Genomic DNA, 15197 nt, shown 5'->3' on the forward strand with positions numbered 1-15197 from the left:
TGACGCGGGCATGCGCCACACGGGACATCCATGTCCCGGTGGCACACGGCGTGCATCCTGCACGCCGCCCTCTGGGTGTGCTTTTGCTAACGCGGGTTCCATGCCTCGCAGCGCTGGATGAACTGCGTGACTTCAGACCCCAAGCCAAAGCCACATGGCTTCCTGTAGGAGCGGCGCAAGCCGCGACATCGTTCGATCAGGTCGCGAAGATGGTTGCGGTCGGGCCAAGATCGTCGGTGGGGGAAAAGCGACTGCTAGCGAAACGCACCACCAAGAAAACCCCCGAGACCAACGCGCGGCCTCGGGGTGGACCAAACCAGCCATGCCTGCGATGTAACGATTACTGACAACTAGGCAGCGGCGTCCCGTCATCCCAGGCATTGCGCAACCACTTCAGCCCCTCGCTGCCGTTGTACGCAATCGTCGGCGAATGATTGGCCGGACTGTTGTTGCCCACGTAACACGCGCTGCCCCATTGCGAATTGCGCACGAACCGGGTGTCGCTGACTTCGATCACCACGCCCGAACCCAATCCGGAATCGTACGGCGCCAGGGTGTAACCGCCGCCAGCGAGCCGGCTTTCGCGGATGGTCAGGGTCGACCCCGCGCCCGGGCGATCGGCCCAGAACACCGCGGCGTTGCCGTAACCGGAGGCGTTGACCGGACGCGCGTCGATGTTGCTGTGCAGGATGCTGACGTGGCCGACCTGGCCCGGCGAATAGAACTGCACCGCGTCCAGATGATCGTCGGGATAGAAGCAGGTGTTGTGGATCAGGCTGTCCTGGATCAGCACCGGTTCGCCACCGCCGGTGATCAGCATGTCGTCGCCGTTGTGGTGCAGGTGGGCGCGGATCAGGGTGTAGCCGTTGTCGCCGGTGATCAGGCGGCGTCCGCCGTTGTTGACCGCGGGGCAAGAGTCGGGGCCGACGTCGACATCCTTGAGTACCAGGTTGCGGATGTTGCGATTGTCGACGAAGCCTTTGATCCGGCTGTTGGTCACGGTGACGTTGTTATGGCGGATGACCAGGTCGCCGGTGATCAGCAGGCCGTTGATGACCTGCCCGTCGCGGGTGCTGCTCAGATTGCCGTTGATCGTGGTCAACGCCTGGCCGGCCGGTACGCCGGTGCAGGCCGCGTTCGGGAACGCCGGGAACGGCGGGCAATTGCGCGTGCTGCCGGTTGGCGGGGTGGTGACGACGATCGCCGACGAACGCGCCGATTCGTTGCCGGCGGCATCGACCGCGCTGACCCGGTAGCTGTAGCTCGTCTGCGGCTGCGCGCTGTCGTGCACGAACGCGGGCACATCGACTTCGCCCAGCGCTACCGGATTGGCGTCGACATAGACGCGGTAACGCACCGCGCTGGTGTCGTCGCTGCTGGCGTCCCAGTTCAACGATACGGTGGTCGCATCGCCGACGATCGCGCGCAAGCCGGTCGGCACGCTCGGCGCGGTGGTATCGCCGTCCAGTGGGGAGAATTCGACATCGACCCAGTAATTCGCCGAGCGCCAAGTCGCGTCCGGGAACGCGCTTTGCGCGCCGTAGCGGTAGTTGCCGTTGCCGCCGTCGCTGCCGTCGCGCAATGCGCGCAAGGGGCCGTTGGCGTAGTCGGCGACGGCGAAGTAATCCAGATCGGCCGAGTAATGGCCGCCGGGCGCGTAATACGACACCACGTAGGTCGTGTCGGCGACGATCCGCACCGGCGTGGCGAAGGCGACGCGCTGCCAGCCCGAGACTGTTTCGTCGACGAAGTTCGCGCGCGCCAGCAAGGCGCCGTCGTTGCTCCAAAGGTTGCCGACGTGGACGCCCGTATTGGCCGCGGCCTTGTAGAAGCGCACGCCCTTGATCCAGCCCGGTTGGACGCTGCGGAACCGCAGGCCCAGCTCGACCCCGCCGGTATCGGGGGCATCGACCACGGTCGGCACGGCGCTATCGTTCCACAGGCTCAGGCGGCCGGCTTCGAACGCGCGCACTTCGCGGATGTTGGTCCAGTACGAACTGTTGTGGGTGCAGTGCAATTGGCCGGTGATGCGCACCGCGCGCACTTCGCTCGGCGCGCCGCGGAAGGTGTAGGTGACGCCGGCGGTTTGCGAGGAGTCGTACTGATACGCCGGCTCCAGGGTCCAACCGCTGTCGCGCCAGTCGCCGCTGAAGCTGTTGGAGAACTGCAGGGTAAGGCCCGCGCAGAAGGCGCCGTCGCCGCTGCTGTTCCAACTGCCGTGGACGATCTCGACCCGGTCGATGGTGCGCAGTCGGTCGCGCCACATCACTCCGGCGGCCTCGTAATTGTTGATCGGTTCGGGCTGGCCGCCGCTGAGGTCGACGTCGACCGTGTCGTCGCCGTCGTTGAGCAGCGGCGCGGCGACACGCACGCTGGTCGGCTCGGTTTCGCTGCGGCCGTCGGCGCCGGGCGTGAGCCCGTGCGCCCAACGGTAGGCGGTGCCGGCCGGCGCGATGTTCTGCGCGCCGGCCGAGCCGACGCACAGCAGCGCGGACAACGACAAGACACACGCCGACAACAGGCGCACCGCATCGGTGCGGGTTCGGCTGCGTTCGGGAACTGCGAAACAGCGGCGCGCGCGGCAGCGCGCAGGCTCGGTGCCTGGGGTGGTGTGCATGGGCGGATCTCGAGAATGGATCGCGATGACGCGGCGCGTCCAGGCGTGGGCGCGCCGTCGCTTGGACGGTGACGGTGCGGGAACCGACTCGCTGAATTCCCGCGGCTAAGCTAGCGCCACGCAGGTCGGCGAAATTCGGGCGGCGGTCACCAAAATCCGCATCGATGACAAACGTCAGCGCGGCGGGCTGTTAGCGATGCCGGCGAAGCGTCGATTCGCGCATTACGGTCTGTGTGTTGTCATCGAGCGGGCATGACAACGCCCGCATGATGATGCGTCGCCGATGCGATTGCGCGGGTTAGTGCGCGGCGACCGCGGTCGCCATGCGTGTCGCCGCGTTCGTGGTCGTCAGCGCCGCTCGGGATCACGCAACGCCGGCAGCAGCGGCGCGATATCGCCGTCGTTCCTGGCCGGGCGGATGCCGATCAGGCGCGCCAGCAGCGGATACACATCGACGTTGTCGAATGCGGGAATGGTCGCGCCGCGTTTGAACGCGGGGCCGCGGGCGACAAAGATCGCGCGCATCGACGGCAACGCCGGATCGAAACCGTGAGAGCCGCGGGTCTGGACCTTGGTCGCGCCGCGCAGCTTTTCGCCTTCGATCGCATCCCAGCCTTCGTGCATCTGACACACGATCGGCGGCACCCGCGGATGGGTGCCGTAATGCCAGCGCGCCGGCAGCTCGCTCTTGCGCCAGCAGTCGTATTGCGCGTGCGCGCCGAGCAGGCGACGCTCGACCTGGGCTTCGAAGCCGGGATTTGGGGCGATGCCGATCGACTGGCCGACCGAAGTCACCACGGCCTGCTCGGGGGTGACCATGTCCTCGACCGCGATGCGATGGCCCGGTACCACTTCGGCCATGCCGTGGTCGGACACGACGATCAAGTTGACGTGTTCGAGTTGATCGCGCGCGGACAGACCGTCGAGCAGACGGCCGATCGCCGCGTCGATGCGCACCATTGCCTCACGCGCTTCGGGCGAATTCGGACCGTGCTCGTGGCCTTCGTGATCGAGCGCGTCGAAGTACAAGGTCGCCACGTGCGGTCGGGTCGAGGCCGGTTCGCCGAGCCAGCCCAGCACCTCGTCGACGCGCGCGTTTTCATCGACCTTGGCGTCGAACGGGCGCCATCGGTTCGGGCGCAGGCCGTGGATCGGCGCTTCGCTGCCCGGCCAGAACAAGGTCGCGCTGCGCAGGCCGGCTTTTTGCGCGCCGATCCAGATCGGTTCGCCGCCGCTCCACCAGCGGGTATCGCCGACCGCATCGCGATCGGCGACCTTGAACTTGCCGATGGCCGCGTCGCTCATGCTGTTGTGGATCACGCCGTGGTGGTCCGGACGCAGGCCGGTGACCAGGGTGTAGTGATTGGGAAAGGTCAGCGACGGGTAGGACGGGGTCATCCATTGCGCGCGCACGCCGTCGCCGGCCAGCCGTTCCAGGTTCGGGGTCTGGCCGAGTTCGAAATAACTCGCGCGAAAGCCGTCGATCGAAATCAGCAGCAGGGGCGTGTCGGCCGGCGGCGCCTCGGGGCGAGTCGGCGAAGAGCAGGCGGCGAGGGCGAAAACGAGCAGGGCGGCGCTGGCCGCGGTAAGAATCGAGCGCATCGCGACATGATAGCCGGCGCCGATGGCCGGCCTGTGTCACCGCATCGGCGGCGCGCGCCGCGCGGCGAATCGCCAGGATCGGCACGGGGCGCTCGGCATGACTTCCGTCGCTGGCGGGGACACGGCGCGCGGCCGATAGTGATCGCGGGATCCTGTCGCGAGTTCCGCCATGCGCCGCATCGTTCGCACCGTCTGCCTGCTGGGCTCGTTGAGCGTATCGGTCGCGGCCGCGCAGACGCCGCCCGCGCCACCCGCGCCGCCGTCGCCGCAACTGAGCGCGGACGAATGCGCGGTGTGGGCGCGCGAGCTGGGATTCGCCCGCTCCATCGTCGAACACGACCGCAAGGCCTTTGCCGAGCATGTGCATGAACAGGCCGCGTTCGGCGCCGGTCGCGCCCAGCCCACGCGGGGCCGCGACCGCATCGTTGAAGAGTGGGCGGGCCTGATCGAAGGCAAGCGCCTGCGCCTGCGCTGGTATCCGACCCGGGTCACCATCGCCGGCGCGCCCGACATCGCCTGGTCGAGTGGGCCGGCGCTGTATCAGACGCTCGAGCCCGGCGCGCAGCCGCGTTACGCGATCGGCGCCTATCAATCGGTCTGGCAGCGCGGCGCGGACGGGGTGTGGCGGGTGTTGTTCGATGACGGCATCGTGCCGCGGCCGGCGACCGAGGCCGAGGCGATGGCGTTCCAGAGCGGCCGCCGCGAGACCTGTCCACAACGCTGACAACCGGCTAAACGGCGCGCATGACACTCGCGTCATGCCGATGCGGCCGGCGTATGGTGATGGAGCCCTTTCCCAACCCTGTTCGTACAGGAGGCGCTTCATGAAACGTCTGATGCTCGCCACGGCGTTGAGCGCATTCGCGTTCGTCGCCGCGGCGCAAACCCCCAATGTGCAAGCTCCGGTCGAAACCGCGGCGCAGCCGGCCGTGCAGGCCGATGTACGCGTCGATGCCAACGCCGACACCCAGGCGCAACCGGCGAAGAAAAAACTCAGCGACGCGTACTGCCTGCGCCAGACCGGCTCGCGCATCCAGTCCAAGGCCAAGCAGGACTGCGCCGCTCACGGCCGCAGCTACAGCCGTGACGATATCAACGGCACCGGCGAGGTCGATGTCGCCAGCGCGCTGCGCAAGCTCGATCCGGCCGTGCACTGAGGCCGCGCTCGCGCGGTAAGCAGTAACCGTTTCGCTTAACTTCTGGTCCGACTCTGGATCGATCGAACGCCCGGCTCGTGCCGGGCGTCTTTTTGTCCGCGGCCGGGCTTGTCCGGCGCGGCCCGCACGAGCGACGGTCAGCGTTCGAACACCGCCATGCCGCTCGGGTAATCGACGCTGATCTTCAAGCTCGAAAACGCGTTGCCGCCGATCGCACCGTCGACGCGCCGGTCCATCCACTGCGACATGAACTCGTGGAAATTCTTGTCCGGCCGCTCGGCGAACCAGACCGGGCCGACGCGGTAGCCGCCGACCTGCACCTGCGGCACCTCGATGATGCGCACGCGTCCGTCGCCATCGGCCTTTTCGATCACCCGCCATCGCGGATGGCGCTCGCGCCAGCGTTGCAACACGTCGCTGGTGATGAAGCTGCCGGCGCGCACGGTCGGGCCGCCGTCGAGTTCGCGCGCGGCCTGCGCGCTCAGACGCAGGCTCGCGCCGGTATCGAACAGCAGTTGCAGGGTTTCGCCTTCGATCCGCACCGGAATGCGCGGGAAATGCGTGGTCGCTTTGCCGTCCGCGTCTTTCTGAAATCCCAGTCTGACCCGATGCCTGGCCGCGACCCGCGGCAGCGCGTTCGCGGGCAGCAGGCGCAGCTCGCCGCGCGGGTAGTCGAACTGCCAGCTGCGTCCGCCGAACCAATCCGCGCCGAGCATGCCGTCGCCCAGGTGCCGGACCTGATCGGGCGGCGCCTGCATCAGCGGCACGCGGTGTTCGCTGCGCAGCGAGGCGGGAATCCAGGCGCCGGCCTGGAATTGCGGCCAGCTCACCAATTGCGGCTGCTCGCGCGATGCGTTCGGATCGGGCGTCACGCCCAGCGCCTTGGCGCCGGTCTCGGTGAACAGCAGGCCGCCGCCGGTGTCGGAAAACAGGCGCAGCGCGCGGCCGTCGGCCAGTTTCGGATGCAGGTAGAACAAGCCGGCTTCGAGCGTCGCCGGCAAGGTCAGCGGTTTGCCGTCGGCGATTGGCGGCGGCGTCTGCGCCAGCGCGGGAATCAAGGTCGACGCGGCGGTCATCATCATCATCGCCAGCGTGGCGCGCGGACGGGGCTCGGAGCGTGCGGGCATCGTGCAATATCCTGTTCGGGGTGCCGCGACTTTGGCGTCGCGCGGTCGCGGCAGGCAGTGCCGAATGTAGGCCAACCTTTGACCCAGATCCGGACAGGTTGTGCGGATCGAACCGATGGTCGCGATCGGAGCAGCCAATCGGTACGGACCGGTCAATCCGGAGCCGGTGCGAAGTCCGTGATAGCGAGGTGTCGCGAAGAAGGGTTGGTCGCGATCCGGACCGGCGCCGCGGCTTCAGACCTCGATGCCCTGCAGCAAGCGCGCCAGCGAGGCCTGATAGAAACGCCGGAATTCGCGCTCGTCGTAACTGAAACGGCCGGCCCGGTACAGCACGATCAGGCCGTGCGTATGCGCCCACAAGGTCATCGCGATATCCCAGGCGTCGCCGGGACGCAGGCGTCCGGCCTGCTGCGCTTCGATCACCACGTCGGCGACCACGTTCAAGGTCGGCGAGCGGCGCGCGCGAAAATCCTCGGGAAAGCGCCGCGCCTGTTCGCGCGGCATCGAGAAGGCGTGATCGAACAGATGCGGATGCGCCAATGCGTAGTCGAGGTAGATCTGCTGAATCGCCAGCAGTCGCGCGATCACGTCGCCGCCTTCGTTGCGCGCGCTCCAGTGGCGGGAGATTTCCTGGAAGCTGTCGTCGCTGATCCGCTGCAACAGCGCTTCGCGATTGGGGAAATGACGATAGATCGCCATCGGCGTCAGCCCGACGGCCTGGGCGATGCGGCGCATGCTGATCGCCTGCGCGCCGCCACGTTCGAACAGCGCGCGCGCGGCGCGCAGGATGCGATCGGCGGTGGCGGGCGCGCTCATGTGTACAGCGTATACATTTTCGCTCCGGCGCGACAGTTTCGGGCGCTAACCCCGCTTTGCCGCCGCTCGCGGCGCTGCCGGCGCTGGCGAGCGGCTGGAACGCGGCGCGATAATTCGAGTCTCTTTCGCGCATCGGAAACCGCCATGTCCGCAGCCACTCGCAACGATCCCACCCGCGTCATCCGCGCCCCGCGCGGCAGCGAGAAGAGCTGCAAGTCCTGGCTCAGCGAAGCCGCGTTCCGGATGATCCAGAACAACCTGGACCCGGACGTGGCCGAGAACCCGGCCGAACTGGTGGTCTACGGCGGCATCGGCCGCGCCGCACGCGACTGGCCCTCGTTCGATGCGATCCTGAAATCGCTGCGCGAACTGGAGGACAACGAGACTTTGTTGATCCAGTCGGGCAAGCCGGTCGGTGTGTTTCCGACTCACGCCGATGCGCCGCGGGTGCTGTTGGCGAATTCCAACCTGGTGCCGCATTGGGCGACTTGGGAACACTTCAACGAGCTCGATAAGAAGGGCTTGATGATGTACGGCCAGATGACCGCCGGCAGCTGGATCTATATCGGCTCGCAGGGCATCGTCCAGGGCACGTACGAAACCTTCGTCGAGATGGGCCGCCAGCACTACGGCGGCGATCTGACCGGCAAGTGGATCCTGACCGCCGGGCTGGGCGGCATGGGCGGCGCACAGCCGCTGGCCGCGTCGCTAGCCGGCGCGTGTTCGCTCAACATCGAATGCAAACAGAGCAGCATCGACATGCGCCTGCGCACGCGTTACGTCGATGAGCAGGCGAGCGATCTCGACGATGCGCTCGCGCGTATCGCGAAGTACACCGCCGCGGGCGAAGCCAAGTCGATCGCGTTGCTAGGCAACGCCGCCGACGTGCTGCCGGAACTGGTGCGTCGCGGCGTGCGTCCCGATGCGGTCACCGATCAGACCAGCGCGCACGATCCGGTGCACGGCTATCTGCCGATCGGCTGGACGGTCGAGCGCTGGCTGGCCGAGCAGAAGAGCGATCCGCAGGGCGTGAGCGACGCGGCCAAGAAATCGATGCGGGTGCACGTCGAAGCGATGCTCGCGTTCCAGCAGCAGGGCATCCCGACCTTCGATTACGGCAACAACATCCGCCAGATGGCGCAGGACGAAGGCTGCGAAAACGCCTTCGATTTCCCCGGTTTCGTGCCGGCCTATGTGCGTCCGCTGTTCTGCCGCGGCGTCGGTCCGTTCCGCTGGGTCGCGCTCAGCGGCGATCCGGAGGACATCTACAAGACCGACGCCAAGGTCAAGGAACTGATCGCCGACGACGCGCACCTGCACCGTTGGCTGGACATGGCGCGCGAGCGCATCAGCTTCCAGGGGCTGCCGGCTCGCATCTGCTGGGTCGGCCTGGGCCTGCGCCACAAGCTCGGCCTGGCGTTCAACGAGATGGTGCGCAACGGCGAGTTGAAGGCGCCGATCGTGATCGGCCGCGATCACCTCGACAGCGGTTCGGTGGCCTCGCCCAATCGCGAAACCGAAGCGATGAAGGACGGCAGCGACGCGGTCAGCGACTGGCCCTTGCTCAACGCCATGCTCAACGTCGCCGGCGGCGCGACGTGGGTTTCGCTGCACCACGGCGGCGGCGTCGGCATGGGCTATTCGCAGCACTCCGGCGTGGTCATCGTCTGCGACGGCAGCGAGGAAGCCGACAAGCGCATCGCGCGAGTGCTGTGGAACGATCCGGGCACCGGCGTGATGCGTCATGCCGATGCGGGCTATGAGATCGCGCAGCAGTGCGCGAAGGAACAGGGCTTGAAGCTGCCGATGCTGTAAGCGCTGCGGTTTGTCGCGGATCGAAACGGCCCGGATTTCCGGGCCGTTTTTTTATCGGGACTTTGTTACTGGAACAGTTCCGCTGGCGGCGTGATGGCGCAGGCGAAACCACCTCGCGCCGCTCAGCCCGGCGCGTTTTCCGGCGGCTGCGTCCACTCGATTTCGAGCCGGTTCCATTGCCCGGGAAACAGTTCGCCGTCGATCGATGCGCGGCGGATTTCGCCGTGACGGCGCACGGTCTGCGTCGCGAGCCGGTCGATGGCCTTGTCGAGCAGGGCTTCCAGCTCGTTGTAGCGCGGGTCGAAATGCCCGTACTTCGGATGCGAGTCGGCGCTCAGCCGGCCGGCGTGGGCTTCGGTTTCCCAGCGTTGCCAGATCGCCCAGTGCTCCTGCGCCCAGGCGAAGGTTTCCTCGTCGATCGGGGTGATGTCGAACAGATCGCCGTAGATGCCGAGTTCGTCATCGAACACGCAGGAGAAGTAGTGCGGGCGGCCGTCGTGGTCGGCGACGCCGGTACGCGGGCCGTCCGCGTAATCCCAGATCATGCGCAGGGGTTCGTAGGCCATGGGGGCGATCGGTGAGTGGAAGCGATGGGCATAGCATGCGCGATCGTCCGGCGCGGTCAAGATGGTGGCGGTTCGATCTCATGCGCCGGAGCGGGCGGGTGTCGTGATTCGCGAAGCCGGCCCCGTGGCGAGGACGATCAGGCCGGTGGCTGCACGTAGCGATACGCCATGAACGCGGCGACCGCGAATGCTGCCCAGGCCAGCAGGCCGACCAGCGCACACAAGCCGTCGCTGGGCTCCTTGCCGCGATAGAAAGGTTTGAGCAACAAATGGCCGGTGCCGTACAGCAATAGTTCGACCACCAGCTCGACCAGCATGCGTCCGACGAAACGCAGCACGCCGCCGAGCAATTCGCCTACCGCATCCAGGGCCATCGAGATCGTTCCTTCGCCGATCGCCTGATCATAAGCCAGGCCGCCGACGCGCTGCGTTTGCGACGCGCCGGCGTTAACGCGGATTTATTCTTGGGTCCACACCGCCAACTCGTAACCGTCCGGATCGGTGAAGTGGAAACGCCGACCGCCGGGAAACTCGTGATTGGCCACGATCGGCGCGCCGGCGTCTTCGACCTTGCGTCGCGCCTTGTCCAGATCGTCGGCGTAGATGATCACCAACGCGCCGCCCGGTTGCGGCCTGCCTTGCGTGGTGAAGCCGCCCTTCATGCGGCCGTCGTTGAACTCGCAATAGTTCGGGCCGTAGTCGGTGAAGGTCCAGCCGAACGCTTCGGCGTAGAAGGCCTTGGACGCGGCGATGTCGGACACGGTGAATTCGATGTAGTCCAGACGCAGGTTGCGATCGGAGGCAGGCATGGGCGTGATCCAGTGGCGAACGACCTTCCTTTGTACACGCTCGCACGCATCGCGTCGTCGTGAGACTGCGGTCGCAACCGTTTGTGACGCGGGACAAAGCTTCGCAGGCCATTAGCCACCGTGACCTCCGGCGCAGGGTGCGGTGTGCGCGCAATCGCTAACATCGAGGCGCGGATGACCGCCGGGGAGAGGCTTATGCGACGCGACAAACAACGAATCGGACTGCTGGCCCTGTCGCTCGCGTTCGCGCTGCCGGCGTTCGCGCTGCCGGCGTTTGCGGCCGCGGCGGCGGCCAAGGCCGACGCGCCCAAGCAAGGCGCCGCCAACGACGCATCCGCCCAGGTCGACGCGATCGCCGACGATTATCTGGCCGCGGTGCTCGAATTCGATCCGGGCCCGGCTTATCAGACCGGCCTGCCGTTGAAGCGGCACGACTACCTGCCGCATAACTCCGCCGCCGATCTGCGCGCGTTCGAACGGCGCGAGGACGGCTTGTGGCAGCGCTTCTCGGCGATCGACCGCGCCGCGGTCGGCGACGATGGCGCGCAGTTGCTGTATGCGCAACTGCGCGAGATGTTGCAGGCCAGTCGCGGCATGCGCGTGTGCAAGGCAGAGGGTTGGAACGTCAACCACATGGGCGGCTGGCAGAACAATCTGGCCGACCTGGCCGATCGCCAGCCGGTGACGACGGCCGAGCAGCGCAAGCAGGCGCTGACCCGCTGGCGCGGTTTTCCGGGCTATGTCGACAACGAGATCGCCAATCTGCGCGCGGGCCTCAAGGCCGGCTATTCGGCGCCCAAGACGCTGGGCGCGCGGGTGCTCAAGCAGATCGATGCCTTGCTGGCGATGAAACCGACGCAATCGCCGTTCTACGCACCGGCGCAACACAGCGGCGATGCCGCGTTCGGCAAGGAATTCGAAGGCCTCGTCGCCGATCAGATCCAGCCGGCCCTGCGGCGCTACCGCGATTTCCTCGCCGACGAATACATCAAGCAAAGCCGCGACAGCATCGGCCTGTCGGCCTTGCCCGACGGCGTCGCCTGCTATCGCGCGTTGCTGCGCCAGTTCACCACGCTCGATCGCGCACCCGAGGAGGTGTATGCGCTCGGCAAGCGCACCGTCGCCGAGAACACCCGCACGGTGAGCGAACTCGGGCAGAAGCTGTTCGGTGTCAGCGACCTGCCGACCATCGTCAAGCGCATGGACGAAGCCGCGGACAACCGTTTCGCCTCGGCCGACGAGGAACTTGCGTTCTCGCGCGGCCTGCTCGCACGCTCGCGCGAACGCAGCGCGAAGTATTTCGTCGCGATGCCGTCGCAGCCGGCGATCGTCGAACCCTTGAAGGAAGAACAGCGCGGCTCGGGCGTGAGTTCGCATTACGAAATGCAGCCCGACGAAACCAAGCCGGGCATCTACCGCGCCAACCTCGACCGTCCCGGCGACGATCGCCGCGGCGCGGCCGAGATCACCCTGGTGCATGAAACCTGGCCCGGCCATCACCTGCAGATCGCGCTCGCGCGCGGCGTGCAGCGTCATCCGTTCTCGTCGTTGGCGTTCAATTCGGCCTATGTCGAAGGCTGGGCGCGTTATGCCGAAGCGCTGAGCGAGGAGGCCGGCATCTACACCACGCCGTATGCGGCGATCGGCCGGCGCGCGTGGCCGGCGCGCGGCATGGTGCTGGACCCGGGCATCCATCTGTACGGATGGACCCGCCAGCAGGTGGTCGATTACATGGTCGAGAGCGGTCGTTTCAGCGCCAAGGTCGCCGAGGAATCGGTCGATCGCTATGCGGCGATGCCGGGCCAGATCACCTCTTACGATTCGGGCGCGCTGGAGATCTTCGCGTTGCGTCGCGAGGCCGAGCAGGCGCTCGGCGAGCGTTTCGACATCCGCCAGTTCCACCAGCAGGTGCTCGGCGACGGCATCGTGCCCTTGCAGTACTTGCGTGAGCGGGTGCAGGCGTGGATCGCGCGCAGCCGCGAGGCGAAGTAAGGCGACGTCGCGCGCGAGTTGGTTGCGATCGCGCGCTCGGTTCGAGCAACAAAAAAGGGCTGCCGTCGCCGGCAGCCCTTTGTTTTTCCGTTTACCGACAATGCGGACCGCGAAGACTTACTTCGACAGCTCCAGCGCCAGCGAAGACACCCAGCCCTTGTTGCCGAGTTCGTCCTCGACTTCCCACATCGCGCCCTGCTTGTTGCCGGTCGGGTACAGCATCATGCCCGGGTCGAGCGGACGCACCACGGTGCCGGTGCCCTTGGAATTGGCGAACAGGCGCGCGGACTTGACCACGGTGACCGCCTGCTGCGAATTCGAGGCCGAGGGGTTGCCCGACAGGCCGCCCAGTTCGGCGACCAGGTTGGTGTAGGCCTGCAGATAGGCCATGGTGATGACCTGACCGACTTCGGTATTGGCATAGCCCGACACGCCGGCGCCGCCCAGGCCGCTGCCGCCGAACAAGGCGCCGCTGCCGCCGAAACCGATGTCGGTCTTCTTGGCGCTGCCCTCGGCCATCGCGACCTGCTCGGAGGAGCGCACGTCGGTCACCGTCAGCACCACGTCGGCGGTCTTCTTGTTGAAGTTGAGGTTGCCGGCGACCGCGCCGGCCTTGCCGCCGATCAGACCGCCGAGCAGGCCGCCGATCGCGTTGCCGCCGGCGTTGCTGTTCTTGGAGATCAGGTCGGGCACCAGCACGTAGTCGGCGGCGCGGATCTGGCCCTTGCCGATGTTGGATTTGTTGCGCAGCTGGCCGTCGGAGGCCAGATCGCGCTCGCGCATCGCCGAGTCCATGCCGGCGCCGCGGTCGACCAGGGTGAAGCAGCGCGACTTCTGCACGAACACCTTGATCAGCTTGCTCGGTGCGGGCAGCTGCTGGCCGCTCCACCAGTTCACCGAGTCTTCCGGCTCGATCACCGAAATCGCGCCGAGGTTCTTGGAGCAGGTCGGGATCTGGGTCATCTTCTCGGCGCGCTGGTCCTGCACGCTCTTGCGCTGGGCCCAGCCCGGTGCGGCGCTCAGCGCGGCGGCCAGCCCGATCACGCAGGCGGCGGCCTGGATTCCCCTGTTTGCGGTCTTCATCGTTCTTCGTTCCTTCAAACTGCTTTCCTGAAAGCCGCGGCCGGTGCGGACGCAGCGCCTGATTCGAGCCGATCCGCCCATCCGCCGCCTGGCCACGGGCCAGATCGGTCGGATCCCCAGACGAACGCAGGCACGGGGTATCCGCGCCTGAGGGTGACTCGCTCCGCAATAATAACGTGATCGATGTCCGTTTAAGGACGTCGCCTGTCAGTGTCGACAGGGGCGGGCGTCGCCGGGCGGGTTCTGGCAGGCTGGGCGCCCGTCTTCCGCGTTCGACCCGCATGCTCAGCACTCTGGCCATCGCCAACTACCGTTCCCTGCGCGAACTGGTCGTGCCGATGGGCCGGCTCAACGTGGTCACCGGCGCCAACGGCAGCGGCAAGTCGAACCTGTACCGCGCGCTGCGCCTGCTCGCCCAGACCGCGCAAGGCGGGGTGGTGACGGCGCTGGCGCGCGAGGGCGGGCTGGAGTCGACCCTGTGGGCCGGGCCGGAGACGATTTCGGCGCGGATGAAGCGCGGCGAGGTGCCGATCCAGGGCGGGCCGCGCAACGCGCCGGTGTCGCTGCGGCTGGGGTTCGCCGGCGACGAATACGGCTATGCGATCGACCTGGGCCTGCCGATACCTAGCCGGTCGATGTTTGCGCACGATCCGGAGATCAAGCGCGAGGTGATCTGGAGCGGGCCGTTCCTGCGCGCGTCCAATCTGCTGGTCGACCGGCGCGGGCCTATGGCGCGGGTGCGCGAGGGCCGCGGCTGGCGGGTCGCCGCCGAACACCTGAGCGCGTTCGACAGCGTGTTCGCCCAGATCGCCGACCCGCGCGCCGCGCCGGAGGTGCTGAGCCTGCGCGAAACCATCCGCGGCTGGCGCTTCTACGATCACTTCCGCAGCGACGCGCAGGCGCCGGCGCGGCAGCCGCAACTGGGCACGCGCACGCCGGTGCTGAGCCACGACGGCCGCGATCTGGCCGCGGCCTGGCAGACCATCGTCGAGATCGGCGATCCGCGCGCACTGGCCGAGGCGGTCGACGATGCGTTTCCCGGCGCGCGGGTCGAGGTCGACGGCGAGGGCGGGCGGTTCTCGCTGCGCTTCTTCCAGCACGGCCTGCTGCGGCCGTTGTCGGCGGCGGAACTGTCCGACGGCACCTTGCGCTATCTGCTGTGGATCGCCGCCCTGCACACCCCGCGCCCGCCGCCGCTGATGGTGCTCAACGAACCCGAAACCAGCCTGCACCCGGACCTGCTGCCGGCGCTGGCGCGGCTGATCGCGCACGCTTCGCGCCGCACCCAGGTGTGGGTGGTCTCGCACGCCTCGCGCCTGATCAGCGCGCTGGAGGCCGAAGACGATTGCAACAGCCTGCATCTGGAAAAACAGTTCAGCCAGACCGGCATCGCCGGGCAGGGGATGCTGGATGCGCCGGCTTGGTATTGGCCGGAGCGTTAGTGCTGCGGCGGCTCGTCTTTTTTGAAGACGTTGTCGTTCCCCGCTTTGACGCTGTTGCTGTTCCCCCCTTTGGAAAAGGGGGGCAGGGGGGATTCGCTTTTGCTCTTTCAGTTCCGATGCGACGCCGTTGCGTGCGGGTAAAAGCAAATCCCCCCTGCCCCCCCCTTTTTC

At 67.2% G+C, this 15197-nt stretch carries 13 protein-coding genes; 5 read left to right on the plus strand and 8 right to left on the minus strand.

Going from position 1 to position 15197, the window contains the following annotated elements:
• Positions 1-340: 340 nt before the first annotated feature.
• Both ASD86_RS12560 and ASD86_RS12565 read right to left on the minus strand, forming a co-directional pair.
• Positions 341-2617 carry a DUF4082 domain-containing protein gene (locus tag ASD86_RS12560; RefSeq protein WP_056110914.1) on the minus strand — a complete coding sequence of 759 codons (2277 nt, stop codon included), beginning with the start codon at positions 2615-2617 and terminating at the stop codon, positions 341-343.
• 348 nt (positions 2618-2965) lie between these two features.
• Positions 2966-4219 (minus strand): ectonucleotide pyrophosphatase/phosphodiesterase, encoded by a 1254-nt coding sequence (locus tag ASD86_RS12565; RefSeq protein ID WP_056110916.1) that lies wholly within the window; start codon positions 4217-4219, stop codon positions 2966-2968.
• A 169-nt stretch (positions 4220-4388) separates the two neighbouring features.
• On the opposite strand from ASD86_RS12565, the gene ASD86_RS12570 reads away from it, so the two are divergent.
• The gene (locus ASD86_RS12570) at positions 4389-4943 is read left to right on the plus strand and encodes a hypothetical protein (protein ID WP_056110918.1); all 555 of its coding nucleotides are present in this window, start codon (positions 4389-4391) and stop codon (positions 4941-4943) included.
• A gap of 100 nt (positions 4944-5043) precedes the next feature.
• Positions 5044-5376 carry a hypothetical protein gene (locus ASD86_RS12575; RefSeq protein ID WP_056110920.1) on the plus strand — a complete coding sequence of 111 codons (333 nt, stop codon included), beginning with the start codon at positions 5044-5046 and terminating at the stop codon, positions 5374-5376.
• Positions 5377-5513: 137 nt separating this feature from the next.
• On the opposite strand, the gene ASD86_RS12580 is transcribed toward ASD86_RS12575, so the two are convergent.
• Both ASD86_RS12580 and ASD86_RS12585 read right to left on the minus strand, forming a co-directional pair.
• Entirely contained in the window at positions 5514-6503 is a 990-nt protein-coding gene (locus ASD86_RS12580; protein WP_056110922.1) for a retropepsin-like domain-containing protein, read from the minus strand.
• Between the two features lie 234 nt (positions 6504-6737).
• On the minus strand, positions 6738-7319 hold the full coding sequence (locus tag ASD86_RS12585; protein ID WP_056110924.1) for a TetR/AcrR family transcriptional regulator: 582 nt from the start codon (positions 7317-7319) through the stop codon (positions 6738-6740).
• Positions 7320-7463: 144 nt separating this feature from the next.
• Between ASD86_RS12585 and hutU the strand changes: the two genes are divergently transcribed.
• Complete coding sequence (gene hutU / locus ASD86_RS12590; protein ID WP_056110926.1) at positions 7464-9134, plus strand: urocanate hydratase; 1671 nt, start codon at positions 7464-7466, stop codon at positions 9132-9134.
• Between the two features lie 122 nt (positions 9135-9256).
• Here hutU and ASD86_RS12595 read toward each other — a convergent pair whose 3' ends face one another.
• From ASD86_RS12595 to ASD86_RS12605, 3 genes are all read right to left on the minus strand, one after another.
• Entirely contained in the window at positions 9257-9700 is a 444-nt protein-coding gene (locus ASD86_RS12595; RefSeq protein ID WP_056110928.1) for a hypothetical protein, read from the minus strand.
• A 137-nt stretch (positions 9701-9837) separates the two neighbouring features.
• On the minus strand, positions 9838-10074 hold the full coding sequence (locus ASD86_RS12600) for a hypothetical protein (protein WP_056110931.1): 237 nt from the start codon (positions 10072-10074) through the stop codon (positions 9838-9840).
• A gap of 84 nt (positions 10075-10158) precedes the next feature.
• A complete protein-coding gene (locus ASD86_RS12605; protein ID WP_056110932.1) occupies positions 10159-10509 on the minus strand; it encodes a VOC family protein in 351 nt (116 codons plus the stop codon).
• A 195-nt stretch (positions 10510-10704) separates the two neighbouring features.
• Between ASD86_RS12605 and ASD86_RS12610 the strand changes: the two genes are divergently transcribed.
• Positions 10705-12501: a DUF885 domain-containing protein gene (locus ASD86_RS12610; protein ID WP_056110933.1), complete on the plus strand. Its 1797-nt coding sequence runs from the start codon at positions 10705-10707 to the stop codon at positions 12499-12501.
• A 117-nt stretch (positions 12502-12618) separates the two neighbouring features.
• Here the strand turns inward: ASD86_RS12610 and ASD86_RS12615 are convergent, their stop codons facing one another.
• Positions 12619-13584, minus strand: coding sequence for a CsgG/HfaB family protein (locus ASD86_RS12615; RefSeq protein WP_056110934.1), 966 nt, complete (start codon positions 13582-13584; stop codon positions 12619-12621).
• A gap of 281 nt (positions 13585-13865) precedes the next feature.
• On the opposite strand from ASD86_RS12615, the gene ASD86_RS12620 reads away from it, so the two are divergent.
• Positions 13866-15026 (plus strand): AAA family ATPase, encoded by a 1161-nt coding sequence (locus ASD86_RS12620; RefSeq protein WP_056110935.1) that lies wholly within the window; start codon positions 13866-13868, stop codon positions 15024-15026.
• Positions 15027-15197: the final 171 nt, after the last annotated feature.

This window comes from Lysobacter sp. Root690, assembly GCF_001427785.1.
Taxonomy (GTDB): Bacteria; Pseudomonadota; Gammaproteobacteria; order Xanthomonadales; family Xanthomonadaceae; genus Lysobacter.

Coding starts and splice junctions, on each gene's coding strand:
- ASD86_RS12560 (WP_056110914.1), bottom strand. CDS start 2,617: ATGCACACCACCCCAGGCACCGAGCCTGCGCGCTGCCGCGCGCGCCGC.
- ASD86_RS12565 (WP_056110916.1), bottom strand. CDS start 4,219: ATGCGCTCGATTCTTACCGCGGCCAGCGCCGCCCTGCTCGTTTTCGCC.
- ASD86_RS12570 (WP_056110918.1), top strand. CDS start 4,389: ATGCGCCGCATCGTTCGCACCGTCTGCCTGCTGGGCTCGTTGAGCGTA.
- ASD86_RS12575 (WP_056110920.1), top strand. CDS start 5,044: ATGAAACGTCTGATGCTCGCCACGGCGTTGAGCGCATTCGCGTTCGTC.
- ASD86_RS12580 (WP_056110922.1), bottom strand. CDS start 6,503: ATGCCCGCACGCTCCGAGCCCCGTCCGCGCGCCACGCTGGCGATGATG.
- ASD86_RS12585 (WP_056110924.1), bottom strand. CDS start 7,319: ATGAGCGCGCCCGCCACCGCCGATCGCATCCTGCGCGCCGCGCGCGCG.
- hutU (WP_056110926.1), top strand. CDS start 7,464: ATGTCCGCAGCCACTCGCAACGATCCCACCCGCGTCATCCGCGCCCCG.
- ASD86_RS12595 (WP_056110928.1), bottom strand. CDS start 9,700: ATGGCCTACGAACCCCTGCGCATGATCTGGGATTACGCGGACGGCCCG.
- ASD86_RS12600 (WP_056110931.1), bottom strand. CDS start 10,074: ATGGCCCTGGATGCGGTAGGCGAATTGCTCGGCGGCGTGCTGCGTTTC.
- ASD86_RS12605 (WP_056110932.1), bottom strand. CDS start 10,509: ATGCCTGCCTCCGATCGCAACCTGCGTCTGGACTACATCGAATTCACC.
- ASD86_RS12610 (WP_056110933.1), top strand. CDS start 10,705: ATGCGACGCGACAAACAACGAATCGGACTGCTGGCCCTGTCGCTCGCG.
- ASD86_RS12615 (WP_056110934.1), bottom strand. CDS start 13,584: ATGAAGACCGCAAACAGGGGAATCCAGGCCGCCGCCTGCGTGATCGGG.
- ASD86_RS12620 (WP_056110935.1), top strand. CDS start 13,866: ATGCTCAGCACTCTGGCCATCGCCAACTACCGTTCCCTGCGCGAACTG.